The sequence below is a fragment of the Pseudomonas brassicacearum genome (genome assembly GCF_000585995.1).
Classification (GTDB): Bacteria; Pseudomonadota; Gammaproteobacteria; order Pseudomonadales; family Pseudomonadaceae; genus Aquipseudomonas; species Aquipseudomonas brassicacearum_A.
The window spans coordinates 1,324,616-1,346,115 of sequence record NZ_CP007410.1; the positions used below are offsets into that span (position 1 = coordinate 1,324,616).

21 protein-coding genes and 1 pseudogene are annotated in these 21,500 nt (G+C 62.1%); 11 read left to right on the forward strand and 11 right to left on the reverse strand.

From position 1 onward, the window contains the following. The first annotated feature begins 4 nt into the window (after nucleotides 1–4). The 6 genes from adk (at nucleotide 5) to CD58_RS05680 (ending at nucleotide 4,534) form a co-directional block, all read left to right on the forward strand. Nucleotides 5–655: an adenylate kinase gene (adk, locus tag CD58_RS05655; RefSeq protein ID WP_025212085.1), complete on the forward strand. Its 651-nt coding sequence runs from the start codon at nucleotides 5–7 to the stop codon at nucleotides 653–655. A gap of 94 nt (nucleotides 656–749) precedes the next feature. Then, the gene (gene tsaB / locus CD58_RS05660) at nucleotides 750–1,427 is read left to right on the forward strand and encodes a tRNA (adenosine(37)-N6)-threonylcarbamoyltransferase complex dimerization subunit type 1 TsaB (RefSeq protein ID WP_025212086.1); all 678 of its coding nucleotides are present in this window, start codon (nucleotides 750–752) and stop codon (nucleotides 1,425–1,427) included. 369 nt (nucleotides 1,428–1,796) lie between these two features. Next, entirely contained in the window at nucleotides 1,797–2,105 is a 309-nt protein-coding gene (locus tag CD58_RS05665) for a hypothetical protein (RefSeq protein ID WP_025212087.1), read from the forward strand. Next, nucleotides 2,105–2,965, forward strand: coding sequence for a DUF72 domain-containing protein (locus tag CD58_RS05670; protein ID WP_025212088.1), 861 nt, complete (start codon nucleotides 2,105–2,107; stop codon nucleotides 2,963–2,965). The genes CD58_RS05665 and CD58_RS05670 overlap by 1 nt, the downstream gene beginning before the upstream one ends. 32 nt (nucleotides 2,966–2,997) lie before the next feature. Further along, nucleotides 2,998–3,819: an isocitrate lyase/PEP mutase family protein gene (locus CD58_RS05675; RefSeq protein WP_025212089.1), complete on the forward strand. Its 822-nt coding sequence runs from the start codon at nucleotides 2,998–3,000 to the stop codon at nucleotides 3,817–3,819. A 37-nt stretch (nucleotides 3,820–3,856) separates the two neighbouring features. Then, entirely contained in the window at nucleotides 3,857–4,534 is a 678-nt protein-coding gene (locus CD58_RS05680; RefSeq protein WP_419178821.1) for an extensin family protein, read from the forward strand. Nucleotides 4,535–4,547: 13 nt separating this feature from the next. Here CD58_RS05680 and CD58_RS05685 read toward each other — a convergent pair whose 3' ends face one another. Then, nucleotides 4,548–5,168 carry a hypothetical protein gene (locus tag CD58_RS05685; RefSeq protein WP_025212091.1) on the reverse strand — a complete coding sequence of 207 codons (621 nt, stop codon included), beginning with the start codon at nucleotides 5,166–5,168 and terminating at the stop codon, nucleotides 4,548–4,550. Between the two features lie 108 nt (nucleotides 5,169–5,276). On the opposite strand from CD58_RS05685, the gene CD58_RS05690 reads away from it, so the two are divergent. Then, a complete protein-coding gene (locus tag CD58_RS05690) occupies nucleotides 5,277–6,059 on the forward strand; it encodes a class I SAM-dependent methyltransferase (protein WP_025212092.1) in 783 nt (260 codons plus the stop codon). A gap of 126 nt (nucleotides 6,060–6,185) precedes the next feature. Here CD58_RS05690 and CD58_RS05695 read toward each other — a convergent pair. After that, a pseudogene (locus CD58_RS05695) lies at nucleotides 6,186–6,820 on the reverse strand (TetR/AcrR family transcriptional regulator). 94 nt (nucleotides 6,821–6,914) lie between these two features. Between CD58_RS05695 and CD58_RS05700 the strand changes: the two are divergent. Next, a complete protein-coding gene (locus CD58_RS05700; RefSeq protein ID WP_025212093.1) occupies nucleotides 6,915–8,015 on the forward strand; it encodes an efflux RND transporter periplasmic adaptor subunit in 1,101 nt (366 codons plus the stop codon). Between the two features lie 6 nt (nucleotides 8,016–8,021). Next, complete coding sequence (locus tag CD58_RS05705; protein WP_025212094.1) at nucleotides 8,022–11,087, forward strand: efflux RND transporter permease subunit; 3,066 nt, start codon at nucleotides 8,022–8,024, stop codon at nucleotides 11,085–11,087. A gap of 131 nt (nucleotides 11,088–11,218) precedes the next feature. Here the strand turns inward: CD58_RS05705 and CD58_RS05710 are convergent, their stop codons facing one another. The 4 genes from CD58_RS05710 to plsB form a co-directional block, all read right to left on the reverse strand. Next, a complete protein-coding gene (locus CD58_RS05710) occupies nucleotides 11,219–11,908 on the reverse strand; it encodes a DUF4197 domain-containing protein (RefSeq protein WP_025212095.1) in 690 nt (229 codons plus the stop codon). A gap of 33 nt (nucleotides 11,909–11,941) precedes the next feature. Beyond that, nucleotides 11,942–12,337: a YbaY family lipoprotein gene (locus CD58_RS05715; protein WP_025212096.1), complete on the reverse strand. Its 396-nt coding sequence runs from the start codon at nucleotides 12,335–12,337 to the stop codon at nucleotides 11,942–11,944. 127 nt (nucleotides 12,338–12,464) lie between these two features. Continuing rightward, nucleotides 12,465–12,800: a hypothetical protein gene (locus tag CD58_RS05720; RefSeq protein WP_049866944.1), complete on the reverse strand. Its 336-nt coding sequence runs from the start codon at nucleotides 12,798–12,800 to the stop codon at nucleotides 12,465–12,467. A 187-nt stretch (nucleotides 12,801–12,987) separates the two neighbouring features. Continuing rightward, on the reverse strand, nucleotides 12,988–15,486 hold the full coding sequence (plsB, locus tag CD58_RS05725) for a glycerol-3-phosphate 1-O-acyltransferase PlsB (RefSeq protein WP_025212097.1): 2,499 nt from the start codon (nucleotides 15,484–15,486) through the stop codon (nucleotides 12,988–12,990). A gap of 226 nt (nucleotides 15,487–15,712) precedes the next feature. Between plsB and CD58_RS05730 the strand changes: the two genes are divergently transcribed. After that, on the forward strand, nucleotides 15,713–15,922 hold the full coding sequence (locus CD58_RS05730) for a cold shock domain-containing protein (RefSeq protein WP_025212098.1): 210 nt from the start codon (nucleotides 15,713–15,715) through the stop codon (nucleotides 15,920–15,922). A 172-nt stretch (nucleotides 15,923–16,094) separates the two neighbouring features. Here CD58_RS05730 and CD58_RS05735 read toward each other — a convergent pair whose 3' ends face one another. The 3 genes from CD58_RS05735 to dapE all read right to left on the reverse strand — a co-directional run bounded on the left by CD58_RS05735 (nucleotide 16,095) and on the right by dapE (nucleotide 18,515). Next, nucleotides 16,095–16,472, reverse strand: a complete 378-nt coding sequence (locus CD58_RS05735; protein WP_025212099.1) for a hypothetical protein — start codon at nucleotides 16,470–16,472, stop codon at nucleotides 16,095–16,097. Nucleotides 16,473–16,554: 82 nt separating this feature from the next. Next, entirely contained in the window at nucleotides 16,555–17,364 is an 810-nt protein-coding gene (locus CD58_RS05740) for a putative RNA methyltransferase (protein ID WP_025212100.1), read from the reverse strand. Continuing rightward, on the reverse strand, nucleotides 17,364–18,515 hold the full coding sequence (dapE, locus tag CD58_RS05745; protein ID WP_025212101.1) for a succinyl-diaminopimelate desuccinylase: 1,152 nt from the start codon (nucleotides 18,513–18,515) through the stop codon (nucleotides 17,364–17,366). Before dapE ends, CD58_RS05740 begins: the two co-directional genes overlap by 1 nt. Nucleotides 18,516–18,906: 391 nt before the next feature. On the opposite strand from dapE, the gene tcdA reads away from it, so the two are divergent. Beyond that, nucleotides 18,907–19,725 carry a tRNA cyclic N6-threonylcarbamoyladenosine(37) synthase TcdA gene (gene tcdA, locus CD58_RS05750; RefSeq protein ID WP_025212102.1) on the forward strand — a complete coding sequence of 273 codons (819 nt, stop codon included), beginning with the start codon at nucleotides 18,907–18,909 and terminating at the stop codon, nucleotides 19,723–19,725. A 126-nt stretch (nucleotides 19,726–19,851) separates the two neighbouring features. On the opposite strand, the gene CD58_RS05755 is transcribed toward tcdA, so the two are convergent. Together CD58_RS05755 and CD58_RS05760 are read right to left on the reverse strand one after the other, a co-directional pair. Further along, nucleotides 19,852–20,259, reverse strand: a complete 408-nt coding sequence (locus CD58_RS05755; protein WP_025212103.1) for a SufE family protein — start codon at nucleotides 20,257–20,259, stop codon at nucleotides 19,852–19,854. Beyond that, nucleotides 20,256–21,461 carry an aminotransferase class V-fold PLP-dependent enzyme gene (locus CD58_RS05760; RefSeq protein WP_025212104.1) on the reverse strand — a complete coding sequence of 402 codons (1,206 nt, stop codon included), beginning with the start codon at nucleotides 21,459–21,461 and terminating at the stop codon, nucleotides 20,256–20,258. Before CD58_RS05760 ends, CD58_RS05755 begins: the two co-directional genes overlap by 4 nt. Between the last annotated feature and the right edge of the window lie 39 nt (nucleotides 21,462–21,500).

Sequence of the window (21,500 nt, forward strand, 5' to 3'; positions counted from 1 at the left end):
ATCGATGCGCGTCATTCTGCTGGGAGCTCCCGGGGCCGGTAAAGGTACTCAGGCAAAGTTCATCACCGAAAAATTCGGTATCCCGCAAATCTCCACTGGCGACATGCTGCGTGCCGCGGTCAAGGCGGGCACCGAGCTGGGCGTCAAGGCCAAGAGCATCATGGATGCCGGCGGCCTGGTGTCGGATGACCTGATCATCGCGCTGGTCAAGGATCGCATCGCTCAAGCCGACTGCGTCAACGGCTTCTTGTTCGACGGTTTCCCGCGCACCATTCCCCAGGCCGAAGCCCTGGTAGAAGCCGGCGTGGAGCTCGATCACGTGGTTGAGATCGCCGTTGACGACGAAGAGATCGTCCAGCGCATCGCCGGTCGTCGTGTCCACGAGCCGTCCGGCCGTGTCTACCACACCGTCTACAACCCGCCGAAAACCGCCGGCAAGGACGACGTCACCGGTGAAGACCTGGTGCAGCGCAAGGACGACACTGAAGAAACCGTGCGTCATCGCCTGTCGGTCTACCATTCCCAGACCAAGCCGCTGGTGGCGTTCTACCAGGAGCTGTCGGCCAAGACTCACGGCAAGCCGAAATACAGCCACATCCCGGGCGTTGGTTCGGTCGATGCGATCACCGGCAAGGTGCTCGAAGCGCTGAGCTGAAAAGTCTGATCAGCAGCATCAACTACGGCCCGCTTGCGGGCCGTAGTTGTTTATACTGGCGCACTTTTTTCCCACCTGATTTACGGACACATCGATGAGCACCTTGCTGGCCCTGGACACCGCGACTGAAGCTTGCTCCGTTGCCTTGCTGCACGACGGCAAGGTCACGAGCCATTACGAGGTGATCCCGCGCCTGCATGCGCAAAAGCTGTTGCCGATGATCCAGCAATTGCTCAGCGATGCCGGGATCACCTTGCAGGCGGTGGATGCCATTGCCTTTGGCCGGGGGCCGGGGGCTTTTACCGGCGTGCGCATCGCCATCGGTGTGGTGCAGGGGCTGGCGTTTGCGTTGGAGCGCCCGGTGTTGCCGGTGTCGAACCTGGCGGTGCTGGCCCAGCGCGCCTTGCGCGAACAGGGCGCCCGGCAAGTCGCAGCGGCCATCGATGCGCGGATGGACGAGGTGTACTGGGGTTGCTATCGCGAAACCGACGGCGAAATGCGCCTGGTCGGTGCTGAAGCGGTACTGCCACCCGAGGCTGCAACTTTGCCGGCTGGGGCCGACGGTGATTGGTTCGGCGCGGGTACCGGTTGGGGCTACGGCGAGCGGATAGCCGTCAACCTCAGCGGCCAGGATGCCACCCTGCTGCCCCACGCCGAAGACCTGCTGGCCCTGGCCCGTTTTGCCTGGGCGCGGGGCGAAGCCATCCCGGCCGATGATGCGCAACCGGTGTACCTGCGGGACAAGGTCGCGACGCCGAAATCCGAGCGGTAAGCCCAGGGTTGACCGCATTCCCAAGCGGGCAGCGTTGTGGCGAGGGAGCTTGCTCCCGCTGGGGCGCGCAGCGCACCCCGACATCGGCACGCCAGACGCTCATCTGGCGAGCGCTGCGCACTCGAGCGGGAGCAAGCTCCCTCGCCACAAAAGTGATCTGCACCCACAAACATCTGCGCACCACAGAGTCATCTACCTCATCTTAAAAGTCATTTCCTCCCCCAAAAGTCACGTCGAATATTGCCAGTCGTCACTTTTTCCGCCCGTTTTTAAACCTTTTTGACTTTATGTGTTCTAGTTATCACTTGCGCATTTGCGCGGCTGTGAAAGTGCCGCTAAATTGCCATCATTGATACCGAGCATTCTGTTATGCGTATAGACGGCGTTCCCTCCCAGTCCTACCCCATCAAGCGCAAGCCTCGTGCAGGCAAAGCCGCTGAGCCTGAGTCTTTCGATGACATCGATGGCGAACTGGAATTTCCGTCTGAAGAGCAATTGGCCGCCCGTGCCGCCAAAGCCTCTGCGCAACGCCTGAGCAATCTTCCCGCCCGTCAGCAAGACATGCTGTATCACCGTTCCATGAGCCGCAGTGTGGCCACGGCCCTGGCCAGCTACCTGAGCACCGCCGGTTTCGTCGATTGGGATATGGAAGTGCTGGGACTCGACCTCTACATCTGATGGTGTTGCCTTATTACCTGGGCTGCCCGTCGTGGAGCGAAAACGCCTGGCGTGATTATCTTTATCCCCAGGACGCAAAAACCTCCGACTTCCTGAATCTCTATTCCCAAGTGTTCAATGCCGTGGAAGGCAATACGACTTTCTACGCCAGTCCCTCTGCGGCCATCGTCCAGCGTTGGGCCGACACCATGCCCGGGCATTTTCGCTTCACCGCCAAATTACCCGGTGACATCAGCCACAATGGCGACTTGCGCGAGCGCCTGACAGCCACCGAAACCTTCGTGCAATTGCTTAGCCCCCTGGGTGAGCGGGTCTCGCCGTTCTGGCTGCAGTTATCCAAGGCTTTTACCCCCAATCGATTGCCCGAGTTGGCGGGTTTCATCGACGCCTTCGAGCGGCCGTTGGCCGTGGAGGTGCGCCACGATGAGTTCTTTGCCAAGGGCGATGCCGAACGGCGCCTCAATCGCCTGTTGCTCGACCGTGGCGTCGAGCGCATCTGCCTCGATCCCCGGGCGCTGTTCAGTTGCACCTCGACCGACCCTGCCGTGCTCCATGCTCAATCGAAAAAACCGCGGGTGCCAACCCGGCCGACGGCGTTCACCCAATGTCCGCAGGTGCGCTTCATCGGCCATCCGGTGCTGGAGGCCAACGAGCCATTCCTGACGCCCTGGGTAGAAAAAATCGCCGGGTGGATCGAAGAAGGGCGCACGCCTTATATCTTCCTGCACACCGCCGACAACCTGCTGGCGGCAAAGCTCGCGCAGCACTTTCACCGCCGCTTGATGAGTCGTTTGCCTGGCTTGCCGGCCCTGCCTGAGCTATATAGAGAGCCCGCCGCCGAGCAACTGGGTTTGCTCTGAGGCCGATCCCTCTCTGCTTAGGAGCGAACTACATGGATGCGCAAACCCGTCGAGCCCAGGCGTTCAAGGCCCTGCACGAACGCGAAGGGGCTTTTGTCATCCCCAATCCGTGGGACGCCGGTTCCGCCAAGATGCTGGCCAGCCTCGGCTTCGAGGCCTTGGCGACGACCAGTGCCGGTCACGCTTTTTCCCTGGCCCGGCCTGATGGTGCATTGGGGCTGGAAGACACCCTGGCCAACGTACGGGCGATTGTCGCCGCCACTGATCTGCCGGTGGCGGTCGACCTGGAGAACGGTTTCGCCGACGCGCCCGAGGATTGCGCCCGCAACCTGCTCCGTGCGGCGCAGGCCGGTGCGGTAGGTGGCTCCATCGAAGATGCCACCGGGCGCGAAGACAGCCCGATCTATTGCTTCGAGCATGCGGTGGCACGGGTCAAGGCCGCCGCCGATGCCGTGCGCAGCTTGCCGTACCCCTTCCTGTTGACCGCCCGGGCGGAGAACTTCCTGCACGGCAACCCTGATCTGGATGACACGATCCGTCGCCTGAAGGCGTTTGCCGAGGCCGGTGCCGACGTGCTCTACGCCCCGGGGCTCAGCTCGGCCAAACAAGTGCTCGCGGTGGTGCAGGCCGTGGCGCCGAAGCCGGTGAATGTGTTGATGTCCGGCGCGCTGGACCTGACGCTGGAGCAGTTGAGCGAACTGGGGGTCAAGCGCATCAGCGTCGGATCGGCCCTGGCCTTGGCCGCGTATGGCGAGTTTTTCCGCGCGGCCGAGGAAATCCAGCAGCAGGGCACGTTCACGTTCACCCGTCGCGCGATGCCGTTCAAACAGGCTAACCAATTATTCAAGGGTTGATGCCCGAGGCAGTGTCGTGCGGTTTTTGAAAGGTTTAATGGTCCTAGCGCTGATCGTTGGCTTCGCGGCGCTGGCGGTATGGCGTGGCTGGCTGTCGCTGCCGCCACAATGGAATCCCTGGGCGCCCCTGGACGTCAATCAGCCACCCAACCTGCTGACCCGCTACAAGCTCATGGCCCTGCGCAACGACCCGCAGCTGTGTGACCAGGCACTCGCCACCTCGGGGCTGCGGACCGCTCGCCAGGCCGACAGTGGCGCCAATACGTCGTGCCCGTTGACCAACGTGTTGAGGGTGCAGGGAGGTGAGGTGGCACTGAGCAGCAGTTTCCTCGCCAGTTGTCCATTGGCGGTGGCCTTCGCGCTGTTCGAGCGTCATGCGCTGCAGCCGGCGGCAGCGGCGGCCTACGGGCAGAAAGTGACGCGGGTCGATCACCTCGGCAGTTTTGCCTGTCGCAACATGTACGGTCGGGAAAGCGGGGCGCGCAGCCAGCACGCGACGGCCAGTGCGTTGGATATCGCCGGGTTTCGCCTGGCCGATGGTCGCACGGTCAGCGTGCTCAGGGATTGGCCGAAGGATAACGCCGACGCGCGGTTCCTGCGGCAGGTACGCGAGGGCGCCTGCGATATGTTCAGTGTGGTCTTGAGTCCGGATTACAACGCGGCCCACCGCAACCATTTTCATCTGGATGTGGGGCCATGGTGGATCTGTCGCTAGTGTCCTGAGCGGGTCAGGCAGCGATACGCAGGTTCTGCAGCACGATCGGGCGTGCCCAGCGGGTGTCGAAGTCCAGTTGTTTCTGCTGTGCCACGAGCTCTTCTTCCGGGAACGGTGGGAAGGGCTTGTCCAGCAGGTCGAGTTCGAACTCGGCAATCGGCAGGTGCAATGGACGCGGCTGCGGTGCCGGGCCAGGTTCAGGCAGCGGTTGGCCGGCGGCGAGGACGAGCGGGCGGACCCAATGGCTCTCGAAGGTCTGCTGTTTTTGCTGGGCGGCGATTTCTTCCGCTGGGAAGGGCGGGAAAGGTTTGTCCAGCAGGTCGAGTTCGAATTCGGCGATGGGCAGGAACAGCGGCTCAGGCGGTTTGACCGGGGTTTCGATCACTTCGCAGGTGCGCTGGCTGACAATGTGTTCCAGCAGTTCGGCGCCGAGGGTTGGTTCAACCGCTTCATCGAGGGCGACTGGCTGGTAGCTGCCAGGCACCGGAGCGTTATCACCCAGTTGATCGGCCAGGGCCCGGGCGAAAAAATCTTGCCACAGGTGACTGACGCCGCTCAGGGCTTGGGTGTTTCGCAGGCTGTAATCGCCGTAAGGGGAGATAACGCCTATCGATGTGGATTGAATGTCTGACATTTTTCTCGGTCGACGCTCAGCTCTGGCAAAATGCCGTTCACCTTTGTTATCGGCCGTTTTTGCCGATCATTAATTTTTTGAGCATGTTTCCTTGAATGAACAACTTCCATGAGTGAGCAATCGGCGCCCTGTCGCATCCATGTCCAAGCCTTGGCCCCCGCCTTCCAGCCCCAGGCCGAGCAGTGGGCCGAGCGGCTTGGCCTGCCTTTACAGGTGGACGATGGCGAGTTTGCCTTGCAGGTCGGCGAGCAAGGGCTGCAATTGCAGCAACTGGGGCCGGACGCGCCGGGGCCGGTGCGAGTGGACTTCGTCGAGGGCGGCGCAGCCCATCGTCGGTTGTACGGCGGCGGTAGCGGCCAGATGATCGCCAAAGCAGTCGGGATCGCCCAGGGTGTGCGTCCGCGGGTGCTGGATGCCACCGCCGGGTTGGGCAAGGATGCGTTTGTGCTGGCCAGCCTGGGGTGTGAAATGAGCCTGATCGAGCGCCAGCCGCTGATTGGGGCGCTGCTGGAAGACGGCCTGGCCCGCGCGGCGGAGGATTTCGACGTGGCGCCCATCGTGGCGCGCATGCGCTTGCTCAAGGGCAATTCCATCGAGGTGATGCGCAACTGGGAGGGCGAGCCACCCCAGGTCATCTACCTGGACCCGATGTTTCCTCATCGTGAGAAAACAGCCCTGGTGAAGAAGGAAATGCGCCTGTTCCGGCCCCTGGTGGGCGATGACCAGGACGCCCCGGCACTGCTGGCCGCGGCCCTGGCCCTGGCGACTCACCGGGTGGTGGTCAAGCGTCCACGCAAAGCCCCGTGTATCGAAGGGCCGAAGCCGAGTCATGGCCTCGATGGCAAATCCAGCCGGTATGACATCTACCCCAAGAAAGCGCTCAAGCCCTGAGGCCGCGTCGCCTGCATCGCGAGCAAGCTCGCTCCCACATTGGATCTGTAGCGTTTATCAAACCCTGTGGGAGCGAGCTTGCTCGCGATGAGGCCCTCCCAGCCAGCGAAAGGCTACCGGCTCGACCTATGGCCGATAAGCCCGCACAAACAACCCCACCACTTCCTGTACATGGGCCTCGGCGGCTTCGCCTTCCAATTGAGGGCCGCAGCCGTATAACAAGCGGAAATTCGCCGCGCCCTTGATCAGGCAGAAAAAATGCTCGGCGGCATTGCGCGGTTTGTCGATGTTCAGGGCACCACTTTGGTTGACCTTGTTCAGCAGCCGCTCCATGCCCGAGAGCATCCGCTGGGGCCCGCTTCGTAGAAAATCGTCGAGAGCTTCGGATCCTGGCTGCCCAGGGCCATGATCAGCCGATGCAGGTTCACCGATTCGTCGCTGTTGATCAGTTGGTTAAAGCCACGGGCAATGTTCAACAACACATTCTCAATCGGCACGCCATCAGGCCATTCGTAAAACAGCGGCGGCACCTGTTCCTCGCACTTGGCCAGGACGGCAGCGGAAAACAGCGTTTCCTTGTCGTTGAAGTGGCTGTAGACCGTCAGTTTAGACACGCCCGCCTCAGCGGCGACGGCGTCCATGCTGGTACTGGCATACCCCAGGCTCAGGAACAGTTTTTTTGCCGCGTCGAGAATGGCTTGGCGTTTGGCCAGGTCCTTCGGACGGCCAGGGCCGTTGGGAGGTGAAAGATTGTTCGACATTATTCGCTTTTAATACTGGACTGGTGAGTTTGCTATTAATAACATACTCGCCAGTATAATTATTCCAAGCACCATTAGCGAAAGGTTACTCGCCATGCTCCGCTATGCGTTGTCCCTCGCCCTGCCAGTCAGCCTGGCGTTTTTATTGTCTGCGTGTGGTCATGACGAGCCGGTGCCGATGGCCGTGCGCCCCGCCATGGTGGTGAAACCACAGCCTTCGGCCCAAGCCATGGACAGTTATCCCGGCGAAGTGCGCGCCCGCTTCGAGCCCGATCTGGCCTTTCGCATTGGCGGCAAGGTGAGCCGACGACTGGTCGAGGAGGGGCAGCGGGTCAAGGCCAATCAGGCGCTGGCCGAACTCGACCCCGAGGATGTGCGTCTGCAACTGGAAGCCTCCCGCGCCCAGGTTGCTGCCGCCGAGGCCAACCTGAACCTGGTGCGTGCCGAGCGTGACCGCTACAAGACCTTGATGGAGCGGCAGATGGTCAGCCGGTCCCAGTACGACAACGCGGAAAACCTTTATCGTTCCGGCGCTGCGCGGCTCAAGCAGATCAAGGCCGAATTCGACGTCGCCAACAATCAGGCCAGCTACTCGATATTACGTGCGCCGCAGGATGGTGTGGTTGCCCGGCGTTCGGTGGAAGTCGGGCAGGTGGTATCGGCGGGGCAAACCGTCTTCACCCTTGCCACCGACGGCGAGCGTGAAGTGCTGATCGACCTGCCGGAGCAGAGTTTCGGCCGGTTCAAGATCGGCCAGCCGGTCTCGGTCGAGCTGTGGAGTCAACCCGACCAGCGTTTCAGCGGGCGCATCCGCGAACTCTCGCCAGCCGCCGACCCCAAATCTCGCACCTTCGCTGCCCGTGTCGCGTTCACCGCTGGCAGCGTTCCGGCTGAGTTGGGCCAGAGCGCCCGGGTGTTTATCCAGGCCGCCGACAAGGTCTCACTGTCGGTGCCGTTGTCGGCCCTGACTGCCGAGAACGGCGCCACTTTTGTCTGGGTGCTCAACGCCAACAACACCCTGAAAAAAGTCCCGGTGCGCGTCGGCGCCTTCGGCGAAAAAACCGTTCCGGTGCTGGAAGGCCTGGGCCCCGATGATTGGGTCGTGGCAGCTGGCGTGCATGTGCTCCTCGACGGCCAGCAGGTGCGGCCGGTGGATCGCTCCAACCGCGTGGTCAACCTGGCGGCCAAGGAGTAATCCCCGATGGGCTTCAATCTTTCCGAATGGGCGCTGCGTAATCGCCAGATCGTACTGTTCCTGATGCTGTTGCTGGCCGTCGTCGGTGCGCTTTCCTACACCAAGCTCGGTCAGAGCGAAGACCCGCCGTTCACCTTCAAAGCCATGGTCATTCATACCAACTGGCCGGGCGCCACCGCCGAGGAAGTTTCGCGTCAGGTCACCGAACGCATCGAAAAGAAGCTGATGGAAACCGGCGATTACGAAAGGATCGTCTCGTTCTCCCGCCCGGGTGAATCCCAGGTGACCTTCATGGCCCGCGATTCCTTGCATTCGGCGCAGATTCCCGAGCTTTGGTACCAGATCCGCAAGAAGATCGGAGACATCCGCCAAACCTTGCCACCGGGCATCCAGGGGCCATTCTTCAACGATGAGTTCGGCACCACCTTCGGCAATATCTACGCGCTGACCGGCGATGGATTCGACTACGCGGTGCTCAAGGATTACGCCGACCGCATCCAGATCCAGCTGCAACGGGTCAAGGATGTGGGCAAGGTCGAGCTGCTCGGTTTGCAGGACGAAAAAATCTGGATCGAACTGTCGAACGTCAAGTTGGCGACCCTCGGCTTGCCGTTGGCGGCGGTCCAACAGGCCCTTGAAGCGCAGAATGCGGTATCGACCGCCGGCTTCTTCGAAACCGCCAGTGAGCGACTGCAGCTACGGGTTTCAGGGAATTTTCAGACAGTAGAAGATATTCGCAACTTTCCGATCCGGGTCGCCGATCGCACCTTCCGTATCGACGATGTGGCCGAGGTGCGTCGCGGTTTCAATGATCCGCCGGCCCCGCGCATGCGCTTCATGGGTGAAGATGCCATTGGCCTGGCCGTGGCCATGAAGCAGGGCGGCGATATCCTGATCCTCGGCAAGGCCCTGGAGGTCGAGTTTGCCCGTTTGCAGAACAATCTTCCGGCCGGCATGCAACTGCGCAAGGTTTCGGACCAGCCGGCGGCGGTGAAAACCGGTGTCGGCGAGTTCGTCCAGGTCTTGGTCGAAGCGCTGACGATTGTGTTGCTGGTGAGCTTTTTCTCCCTCGGGTTGCGCACCGGCATGGTGGTGGCCCTGGCGATTCCGCTGGTGCTGGCGATGACCTTCGCCGCGATGTACTACCTGGGGATCGGCCTGCACAAGATCTCCCTCGGTGCGCTGGTATTGGCGCTGGGGCTGCTGGTGGATGATGCGATCATCGCGGTGGAGATGATGGCGATCAAAATGGAGCAGGGCTTCGACCGGATCAAGGCCGCCAGTTTCGCCTGGACCAGCACGGCGTTCCCGATGCTCACCGGTACGTTGATCACGGCGGCGGGCTTCCTACCGATTGCTACTGCGCAATCCGGCACCGGCGAATACACCCGTTCGATTTTCCAGGTCGTGACCTTGGCGCTGCTCGCTTCGTGGGTGGCCGCCGTGGTGTTCGTGCCGTACCTGGGGGAAAAACTCCTGCCGGATCTGGCGAAAATTCACGCGGCCAAACACGGCACCACTGATGGCCAGACCGACCCTTACGGCACGCCGTTTTATCGGCGGGTCCGACGGTTGGTGGAGTGGTGCGTGCGTCGGCGTAAAACCGTCATCACCCTGACCGTGCTGTTGTTCGTCGACTCGGTGGTGCTGTTCCGGTTTGTGCCGCAACAGTTTTTCCCGGCGTCGGGGCGGCTGGAACTGATGGTTGACCTGAAACTGCAGGAAGGCGCTTCCCTGAGTAACACCGCCGAACAGGTCAAGCGCCTTGAAGCACTGCTCAAGGACCACGCGGGCATCGACAATTATGTGGCGTACGTCGGCACCGGTTCACCGCGCTTTTACCTGCCGCTGGACCAACAGCTGCCGGCGTCGAGCTTTGCCCAGTTCGTGGTGCTCGCCAAGACCATCGAAGACCGCGAGCCGTTGCGCAGTTGGTTGATCAGCACCTTGAACGAACAATTCCCGACCTTGCGCTCGCGGGTCACGCGCCTGGAAAACGGCCCGCCCGTGGGGTACCCGGTGCAGTTCCGCGTAACCGGTGAGCACATCGAAGAAGTTCGGGCCCTTGCACGGAAAGTGGCGACGAAGGTCCGTGAAAATCCCTACGTGGCTAATGTGCATCTGGATTGGGAAGAACCGAGCAAAGTGGTGTACCTGAACGTCGATCAGGACCGTGCCCGGGCCTTGGGCGTGAGCACGGCCAATCTGTCGAGCTTCCTGCAAAGTTCTCTTACTGGGTCCAGCGTCAGCCAGTACCGGGAAGACAACGAGTTGATCGAAATCCTGTTGCGCGGCACGGTGCATGAGCGCACCGAACTGTCGCTGCTGCCGAGCCTGGCGGTGCCCACCGACAGTGGTAAAAGCGTCGCACTGTCGCAGATCGCGACGCTAGAGTATGGCTTCGAAGAGGGGGTGATCTGGCACCGCAACCGTCTGCCGAGCGTGACCGTGCGGGCCGATATCTACGGCAAGGAACAACCGGCGACCCTGGTGCAACAGATCTTCCCAACCCTGGAGCCGATTCGTGCCGAACTGCCGGACGGTTATTTGCTGGAAGTGGGCGGTACGGTGGAGGATTCGGCTCGCGGGCAAAAATCGGTGAATGCCGGTGTGCCATTGTTCATCGTGGTGGTACTGACGTTGCTGATGCTGCAACTGCGCAGTTTCTCACGCACGGCCATGGTGTTTCTCACGGCGCCCCTGGGGCTGATCGGTGTCACGCTGTTCCTGCTGGTGTTCCGCCAGCCGTTCGGTTTCGTCGCCATGTTGGGCACCATCGCGCTGTCGGGGATGATCATGCGCAACTCGGTGATCCTGGTGGACCAGATTGAGCAGGACATCAAGGCCGGGCTCGCACCCTGGCAGGCGATCATCGAAGCGACCGTGCGACGCTTCCGCCCGATTGTGCTCACTGCACTGGCGGCGGTACTGGCGATGATCCCGCTGTCGCGCAGCCTGTTCTTCGGCCCGATGGCCGTGGCGATCATGGGCGGGCTGATCGTGGCGACGGCGTTGACGTTGCTGTTTTTGCCGGCGTTGTATGCGGCGTGGTTCAGGGTCAAGAAAACCTGATCAAGAGGTGCACACCGAAGCTGTGGCGAGGGAGCTTGCTCCCGCTGGGCTGCGTAGCGGCCCCAAGCTTTTGCGGTTGCTGCGCAACCGAGCGGGAGCAAGCTCCCTCGCCACACAGGTGTCTTGCGATCTTAAAGGGTACCGAAAACCTTCTTCGCCAAACTGGTCGCCGCAGCCGCCGGGTTCTGGCGGATGGTGGCTTCCTGCTTGCCGATCATCTCGAACAACCCATCCAGCGCCTGTTCGGTCACGTAGTTTTCGATGTTGGCGCTTTTGGCGTCCAGTACGCCGAAGGTCGCGGCCTGGCCGGCGAAGCTGTTGTATTTCTGCGCCAGGCCGACCTTGTCGGTGGCTTGCTTGACGATGGGCAGGAACTTGGCGCGGATCTGCTCGCGGCTGCTTTTGTTCAGGTATTGCGTGGCGGAGTCCTTGCCGCCGCTGAGGATGCCCTTGGCATCGTCCACGCTCATGTTCTTCACGGCGTTGACCAGGATCGGCTGGGCCTGGACCACGGCGGCTTCAGCGGCCTGGTTCATGCTGGTTTCCAGTTGATCGACCTGCTCGCCCATGCCGAAGGCTTTCATCTTGCTGGCGACTTTGCCGAGCTTGCCCGGCAGCTCGATCTTCACCTCCGGGTTATTGCTGAAACCGCCGGGTGTGCCCAGTTGCTTGACCGCCACTTGGGCGCCTTGGGTCAGGGCGTCCTTGAGACCGCCCGTGGCATCTTTTTGCGACAGATCGCCAAGGGACAGGGCCATGGCATTGGCGCAGATCAACAGGCCCGCGCACAGGCCGGTAAAACGGAGGGTAGAACGGAGCATGACAGCTTCCTTGAAGAGAATTTGAAAAAGGAATCAGCGTGCGGCGTTGACGCGGATCTTCAACGGCTGCGGATCTTTGCCATCGAGTTGCACGGTGTGTTGTTCGGTGGTGATGAACATCAACTGGCCGTCCACTTCGATGCGGGCGCTCACGGCATAACGATGGCCGGGCTTGACCTGGGCGGGATCATAACTGAGGTGGAACGGCAGCGGGACCTGGCCTTTGATCGGGCCGCTCTGCTCATCGAGCACCACCGCAGGAGCGTCGGCCAGGGAAACGTCCTGCAGGCTCACGCTCAAGGTCGCGTTGGGTGGCAGGGCAACGCGTTGCAGATAAAACACTTCGCCATCGAGGGACGCGGAGGGAGGGGGTGCCGATTGGCAAGCGGCCAGTAGGGCCATGGATGCAAGCAGAGCGAGTTTTTTCATGGGAAGCACCTGGCTTATTGACGTCAGCCACACTGGCGTCAATAAGCGTTTAGCGGATTTGCGTCCAAGCATCCCTGCGTAACGTCGCGGCTCAGGAACCGAAGGCGGGCGCTTGAACAGTTTCAGCCTACGATGCTGGCGCCAGGCTCAGCAGGATGTCAACGTGTTGATCGCCGCCATCCCAGGTGAAGGACTGTTCGGTATCAAGGAAAAGAGCGGTATCGCCTTGGTACATTTGCACCTTTACCGAGAGTTTCTCGCCTACGGACGCCATCTCGGAATCGACCTGGAAGCGATATTGCCAAGGCTGCTGGAGCGGCTCCCTTGGCGCCATGTTGGAGCCCTGTCCGCCGCTGGTGCTGATCTGCACACCGTCGGCATTTCGAACACCGATTTCGGCACGGCCGGCTTCCGGGAGCTCATAGCCTGCGGGCAGTTGCAGGGTGAGGGTGATGATGTTCATGTTGAATTCCTTTTCAATACGTCGACATTGACGTGGGCTCATCCTAGAGGCCTGCTCCAAAGTTCTCTGTAGGTTTTTTCTTCGTTTGACGTCGCCTTGGCCGCTGCGCAGCGTCGGAGTACGCCTGTCGATTGACCGATGCACTCACCAGAAGCGTTCCACGCTCAGGGTGAGTGATCGGCAAATGTCAAAGGTCGGGGCTGACGGCGATCTCCGCCGCGTCTTCACTGCGATGCAACGCCACCTGGCGGATCGACAGGCGAATCTCCGCCGGCAGCACCCGCTTGGCCGCGCCTTCGGCCAGTTCGCCCAGCAGTTCGTGGTAGCTGAGTTTGCCGGCCTCGTCGCGGCGCAGCACATCCAGGTCCAGCATCGTCTGGATGAAGTGGCGGAACAGGCTCTTGTCGAAGAACTCCGGAGCGTTCAAGCCGTGCAGGATCGACAGGCGCTGGGCCATGACCGTGCAAAGGTCTTCCAGTTCTTCGGCGCTGACCGTGTTCTGGCCGCTGTTGAGCAGCAGTGAGACGGTCATGTAGAAGCGTTGCAAGGTCTGGGCGATGCTTTTGGACAACAGGGTCAGCAGCACGAAGTGCCGCGAGCTCGGCGCCGGGCGCAGGTACAGGTCGTTTTCGAAACGCAGCAGGCCTTGTTCGACGAATGCTTCGAGCCACTGGTCGACCACGCCGTCCAGTTCTTCCAGCGACCAGCGAATGAACAGCTCCGATTGCAGGTACGGGTACAAGGCGCGGGTGTAGCGCAGGATCTGCTCGCGGCTCATGCGTGAGCTGCTCTGGAAGAAGCTGGCGAGCAACGCCGGCAAGGCGAAGATGTGCAGCACGTTGTTGCGGTAGTAGGTCATCAGCACCGCGTTCTGTTCATCCAGATACAGAATCTTGCCCAGGGCATCGCTCTGTTCCGACAGCAGGTCCATGCCTTTTACGTGCTCGATCAGCGCTTGGCCGTCGCCTTCGGGGAGGGTGGTGTGGGGCGAATACGGCACTTTGCGCAACAGCGCCAGGTACAGGTCCAGCACCCGGGCCATGGCGCGGTCGTCCAGGGCCAGGCGGCTGGTGGAGAGCAGCGCCAGGGCCACGAGGTTGACCGGGTTGATGGCCGCAGCTTCGTTCAGGTGCCGGGCCACACGCTCGCCGAGGCGGTGGGTGGTCGCGTTGAGCCAGGCTGGCTTGAATTGCGGCCCCAGCTCCTGCTGGCGCCAATCGGGCTGTTCGCCGTCGAGGAATTCCGCCAGCTTGATCGGTTCGCCGAAGTTCACCGCGACCTGGCCGAAGCGTTGCTTGAGGGCACCGATGACCTTGAAGATGTCGAAGATCGATTCTTTCTTCTTGCTGGCCCCCCGCAGCTCGCCCAGGTAGGTACGGCCTTCCAGTACCCGCTCATAGCCGATGTAGACCGGCACGAAGACGATGGGCATGCGCGATGAACGCAGGAAGCTGCGCAAAGTAATGGCGAGCATGCCGGTCTTGGGTTGCAGCATGCGCCCGGTGCGCGAGCGACCGCCCTCGACGAAGTACTCCACGGGGAAGCCCTTGGTGAACAGCGTGTGCAGGTATTCGTTGAACACGGCGGTGTAGAGCGGGTTGCCCTTGAAGGTACGGCGCATGAAAAACGCCCCGCCACGACGCAGCAGGCTACCGATGACCGGCATATTGAGGTTGATGCCGGCGGCGATGTGCGGCGGGGTCAGGCCGTTGCGAAACAGCAGGTACGACAGCAGCAGGTAGTCGATGTGGCTGCGATGGCACGGCACGTAGATGACTTCGTGGCCCTGGGCGACGTTCTGCACGCCTTCGATGTGGTTGACCTTGATGCCGTCGTAGATCTTGTTCCAGAACCAGCTCAACACCACTTCCAGGAAGCGGATCGCGGTGTAGGTGTAGTCCGAGGCGATTTCGTTGCCGTAGCGCAGGGCCTGGGCCTTGGCTTTTTCCGGGGCGATCTTTTCCCGCTCGGCTTCCTCGGCAATAGCCTGCTTGACCAGCGGCTGGTTCAGCAGGCCCTTGACCAGGTTGCGTCGGTGGGAAATATCCGGGCCGATGACCGCCGCTTTCAGATTGCGAAAGTGCACCCGCAGGATCCGCTGGGCCATGCGCACGGTGCGTTCGTGGCCCTTGTCATGCTCGATCAGCTCGCGCAGATGGATCGGCGCGGAGAACTGCACGCGGGTCTTGCGCCCCAGGATCATGATGCTCAGCAAGCGGCGCAGACGTCCGGTGACGGCCCAGCTGTCAGCGAACAACAGTTTCCACGGGCTGGATTCGCTGTCAGGCGATTGGCCCCAGAACACGCTGACCGGAATGATCTGTGCGTCTTCGGCAGCGTTGTGGGACAGGGCATTGACCAGCCGCGTCAGGGTCGGCGGCGCACCACGTTTGTCCTGGCGTCCGAGCCAGTCCGGCGCCGGTGTCAGGTAGAAAAACGCCGCCGGCTCCAACAGGTTGCCCACTGAGACCGGCAGCACCGGACGCGGCAGGCCCGCCTTGGTGCACTCGGTGTCGAGCACGGCCAGGTCGGTGAGCGAAGGATCTTGCAGGACGTAGAACACCGGACGACTGCGGTCGAGGTTGAGGGTGAAGGACGACTGGTTGATCGTCTCGGAGCGAACCCAGAGGTACAACAATCGGCGCAGGGTGCCAAACACAAGACGGCGGAACGGGGAGCGGGTCATACGGCTTCTGCATGAGTGAATGGGGTGGGGCGGTCGGTAGTGTGCCGGATTCGTCGAAAATCGGCAAAAAAGCACCGAAGTAAAGTCAGTTGAGAGTTTTTTCGGGTGTCATATACTCGGCCAGTGACTGCCACGGCCTCCCTTATGGACGGTCGGACGGTAGCTAACGTTCGTACGGCTTTCCATCGAAAAGCCGACTTAAAAATAAGAAATGGGAGTGAGCATCATGGCAACACGCGAGACGGGCAGTGTGAAGTGGTTCAACGACGCCAAAGGCTACGGCTTCATTCAGCGTGAAGGTGCGGCGGATGTCTTCGTGCATTACCGCGCCATCCGTGGCGAAGGCCACCGTTCCCTGACTGAAGGCCAGCAGGTCGAGTACGCGGTCGTGGAAGGGCAGAAGGGCTTGCAAGCTGAGGATGTGGTGGGGTTGTAAACCGCGCTTGCCGTCACAGTAAATCCCTGTGGGAGCGGGCTTGCTCGCGAATGCGGTGTATCAGTCACAAGGATATTGCCTGACACACCGCATTCGCGAGCAAGCCCGCTCCCACATTGGGATTTGTTCAAGTTGCTTCGGGCCGTGCAATCGCAACAGTCTTATCCGACTGTCAGGCCGTCTTCCAGGTAATCTCTTCCTCCCCATCAACGCTGATGCGAATCCAGCGATCCGCTGATTCCTCACCTTCTTCCTCCACCCACGAGCCAGGCGCGCAACGCACTTCGACATTCAGTGCGGCGAAGGCCGCGCGGGCGCAGGCGATGTCGTCTTCCCACGGGGTCTGGTCGCTTTCCAGGTACAGGCTGTTCCACTTGCCCACGGCCTTGGGCAGCCAGGTCACCGGGATGTTGCCGGCCTTGCACTTGTAGGTCTGGCCTTTCTGCACCCATTCGCTGCACGGGCCCAGGGCCTGGCTGAGCCAGGCGGCGATGGCCTTGTGGTCGACGTCGGCGTCTTTGAGGTAAATCTCGATATCGGGTTGGCGCATGGATGTCCTCGCTGCGGTCTTGAAAAATCCATTCGCGGATTTAACGGGCCCCGAGCGGTTGCCCGGGGCCGGAATCAAAAGGTTATTGAAGAACGAAATAATCGTAGCGCATCGACACGCTGACCTCGAACGGCGCGGCTTGCTCGATCACGCTGGCACGGCGTTCGGCACTGGCGCGCCAGCCGTGGGGCGTCATGGCCAGCAGGTTGGCGCGGTCCTGGCCACTGTCGAGCGTCAGCTTGAATTCGAGGGTTTCGCTGTGGTCCAGGACCATGCCCGAAGGCACCAGGGCCAGGTGCTTGTCATCGGTGTACTCGCGCACTTCGTCGTACAACCGCTCGCGCAATTCCATCAGATGGCCGGCGGTCGGACCGACTTTCATCAAGCCGCCGCCCGGGCTGAGCAGGCGTTTGGCCTCCTGCCAGTCCAGCGGGCTGAACACGCTGGCCAGGAACTGGCAGCAGCCGTCCGCCAACGGCACCCGGGCCATGCTGGCGATCAACCAGGTCAGTTGCGGGTTGCGTTTGCAGGCACGCTTGACCGCCTCGCGGGAAATGTCCAGGGCGTAGCCATCGGCATTGGGCAAGGCGTCAGCGATCTGCGCGGTGTAGTAGCCCTCGCCACAACCAATATCCAGCCAACGCCCGGGTGCGCGCTCGGCGGCCAGTTCGGCCAGGCGTCGGGCAACGGGGGCGTAATGCCCGGCGTTGAGAAAATCGCGCCGGGCTTCGACCATGGCCTGGTTGTCGCCGGGGTCGCGGCTGTTCTTGTGCTGCACTGGCAACAGGTTCAGGTAACCCTGCCGCGCACGGTCGAAGCGGTGGCCGGCCGGGCACACCACGCCGTTGTCCACGGCGTTCAGCGGTTCACTGCAGATCGGGCAGGCGAGCATCAGGCGAGCAACTTGATCAGCGTCTTGTAGTAGATCTCGGTCAGCACATCGAGATCGGCCGCCAGCACGCGCTCGTTGACCTGGTGGATGGTCGCGTTGACCGGCCCCAGCTCGACCACTTGGGTGCCCATGGTGGCGATAAAACGACCGTCGGACGTGCCGCCGCTGGTGGACGCTTTCGTCTCGCGGCCGGTGACGTCCTTGATGCTCGACGACACCGCGTCCAGCAACGCCCCTGGCTCGGTAAGGAACGGCAGGCCGGACAATGCCCAGTCGATGTGCCAGTCCAACTGGTGCTTGTCGAGGATATCGGCGACGCGCTGTTGCAGGCCTTCGACGGTAGATTCAGTGGAGAAACGGAAGTTGAAAACCGCTTCCAAGTCACCGGGGATCACATTGGTCGCGCCGGTGCCGGCGTTGAGGTTGGAGATCTGGAAGCTGGTGGGCGGGAAGAAGTCGTTACCGTGGTCCCAATGCTCGGCGGCCAACTCTGCCAGCGCTGGAGCGGCCAGGTGAATCGGGTTCTTCGCCAAGTGTGGATAAGCCACGTGGCCCTGTTTGCCGCGCACCGTCAGCTTCGCGCCAAGGGAACCGCGCCGGCCATTCTTGACCACGTCGCCCACCAGGGTGGTGCTCGACGGTTCGCCGACGATGCACCAGTCCAGCCGCTCCTGACGCGCCTTGAGGCGTTCGACCACGGCTTTGGTGCCATGGTGGGCCGGGCCTTCTTCATCGCTGGTGATCAGGAAGGTCAGCGAGCCCTTGTGGTCCGGGTAGTCGGCGACGAAGCGCTCGGCCGCCACGATCATCGCCGCCAGGCTGCCCTTCATGTCTGCCGCGCCACGGCCGCAAAGCATGCCGTGCTCATCGATGACCGCATCGAACGGGTCGAGCTGCCAGGCTTGCACCGGACCGGTCGGCACCACATCGGTGTGCCCGGCGAAACACAGCACCGGGCCGTCATGCTTGCCGTGGCTGGCCCAGAAGTTATCCACATCCTCGATGCGCATCGGCTCAAGCTTGAAACCGGCGTTGCCCAGGCGCTGCATCATCAGTTTCTGGCAATCGGCATCCACCGGCGTCACGGACGGACGGCGGATCAGGTCGCAGGCGAGTTGCAGGGTCGGCGAGAGGTCGGCGTGGGCCGTCATGGAAAACTCCGGAAACATGGAAAGGAGACACGGATCTCTGTGGGAGCGGGCTTGCTCGCGAAGGCGGTGTGTCAGTCACACATGTATCGCCTGATACACCGCTTTCGCGAGCAAGCCCGCTCCCACAGGTCCTGAGTTCGGCCGTTGGATTGCATTTGGGCCAAGGTTCGCAAAATGGCGGTTATCTTATAGCAAAACGACCACCATGGGCCCAAGTATGCCGACGGTGTGTGACACAGAACCTGTGGGAGCGGGCTTGCTCGCGATGGCGTCGGATCAGCCAGCATCGATGTCGACTGATACACCGCCATCACGAGCAAGCTCGCTCCCACAGAGGTTTTGCTTAAATTGCCGAGACAAAGCCCTATAATGCGCGCCGGTTTTTGGGGTATTGGTCATGAGTACAGAAGATCCACGGTTTGCCGGCATCGCCCGTTTGTATGGCATCGACGGCTTGGAGCGCCTGCGGGCGGCGCACGTCGCGATTGTCGGCGTGGGCGGCGTCGGTTCCTGGGCGGCGGAAGCCATCGCCCGTTGTGGCGTGGGCGAGATTTCGCTGTTTGACCTGGACGATGTCTGCGTCAGCAACGCCAACCGTCAGCTGCATGCCTTGGACAGCACCGTCGGCAAACCCAAGGTCGAGGTGATGGCCGAGCGGCTGCGGGGGATCAACCCTGACTGCACGGTGCATGCGGTGGCCGACTTCGTCACCCGCGACACCATGGCCGAATACATCACGCCAAACATCGATTGCGTGATCGACTGCATCGACAGCGTCAACGCCAAGGCTGCGCTGATCGCTTGGTGCAAGCGCCGCAAGATCCAGATCATCACCACCGGCGGCGCGGGCGGGCAGATCGACCCGACGCTGATCCAGGTCTGCGACTTGAACCGCACGTTCAACGATCCGCTGGCCTCGAAAGTGCGTTCGACCCTGCGCCGCGACTACGGTTTTTCCCGCACCGTGACCCGTCACTACAGCGTGCCCTGTGTGTTCTCCACCGAACAGCTGCGCTATCCGAAACCGGACGGCAGCATTTGCTTGCAGAAGAGTTTTGTCGGTGATGGCGTCAAGCTCGACTGCGCCGGTGGGTTTGGCGCGGTGATGATGGTCACGGCGACGTTCGGCATGGTCGCGGCGACCAAGGCTGTGGATAAGATCGTGGCCGGAGTGCGGCGGCCGGCGGATAGGGTCAAGCCTGGCCAGTGAGCGCTTTTGTGGCGAGGGAGCTTGCTCCCGCTGGGCCGCGAAGCGGCCCCCCATTGGCGGCGTCAATCATGCTGAATCCAAGGCGGCTGCTTCGCAGCCGAGCGGGAGCAAGCTCCCTCGCCACAATCATTGGCGGGTCAACTCAAACATCCGCTTCAACACCGCATTCAAGCCATTGCTACGCGACGGCGATAGCTGCCGCGATAATCCCAGCTGATTGAACCAATCCGGCAGATCCACTTGCTGCAACTCCTCAGCGGTCAACCCATTGACCCGCGCCAGCAGCAACGTCACCAACCCGCGGATCAACCGCGCATCGCTGCTGGCGGAAAACTGCCAGTGCCCGTCGTGCAAGTGACCCACCAACCACACCTGGCTTTCACAGCCGTGGACGAGGTTGGCCTCGCACTTGTCCTCGTCGCTTAACGGCGGCAAACGTTCGCCCCATTGCATCAGCAGCCGGGCCCGTTGTTCCCAACCTGAGGCGTCCTGGAAAACCTGCAGCGCCGCGGCGGCATCGGCCGGCAGGTTCATCGGAGCATCTCCAAGGCCTGGTCCAGGGCGTCGAAGAAACGTTCGATGTCGGCGGAGTCGTTGTACAGTGCCAGCGACACGCGGATCGCCCCGGAAAGCTTCAGATGCTTGAACAGCGGCATGGCGCAGTGATGCCCGGCGCGCACGGCGATGCCTTGCTCGGTCAGCAGGTGGGCCAGGTCGGCGTTGTGCACGTCTTCGACCACGAAACTGACCAGGGCCAGGCGCGGATTGCCCACCAGGCGCACGCCATTGCGCGCCAGCAGGCCGTGCAACAGATAGTCGTGCAGCGCCGTTTCATGATCGATGAGCGCTTGCGGGTCGAGACCGGACAGGTAATCCAGGGTCGCCCCCAGCCCGATCACGCCGGCAATCGGCGGTGTACCGGCCTCAAAGCCAAGCGGCGCCGGGCGGAAGGTTGCGCTGTGGTAATCGGCCTGTTGCACCATCTCGCCGCCGAACTGCCAGTGGCGCAGTGTCTGAAGCGCTTCGGTGCGGCCGTACAGCACGCCCAAGCCTTCGGGGCCGTAGAGCTTGTGGCTGGAAAATACATAGAAATCGCAACCCAGGGCCTGCACGTCATGACGGCCATGGACCACGCCCTGGGCGCCGTCGATCACCGTCAACGCACCTTGGGCCTTGGCCAGTGCCAGCAGCGCCGGCAAGGGCTGCCAGGTGCCCAGCACGTTGGACAACTGACTCACCGCCAGCAGCCGCGTGCGCGGGCCGATCAGCTCGGCGGCGGCGCCCAGGTCGATCACCCCGTCGGCATTCAGCGGCAACACCACCAGCGTCAACGAGCGGCGTTCGGCCAGTTGTTGCCAGGGCAGCAGGTTGGCGTGGTGTTCCAGGGCGCTGATGACGATTTCATCGCCCGGGTTGAATAGATGTTCCAGCCCGTAGGCCAGCAGGTTCAACGCGGAAGTCGCGCCATGGGTGAAGACGATCTGCCCGCAATTGCTGGCGTTGAGCCATTGCGCCACCTTGAGGCGGCTGTCTTCGAAGGCCTGGGTGGCGTGGGCGCCCGGCAGATGTTGCGCACGGTGCACGTTGGCCGCGCCATTGGCGTAGTAATGCGCCAGGGCGTCCAGCAGGGCTTGGGGTTTTTGCGTGGTGGCGGCGTTGTCCAGGTAGGTCTGGCCTTGCCGTTGCAGGGCGGCGATGGCCGGGAAATCGGCGCGCCAGGGGGATTGGATCAACATACTTACGGGCCCCGCAGGATATGCGCCGGACCCTGTGGG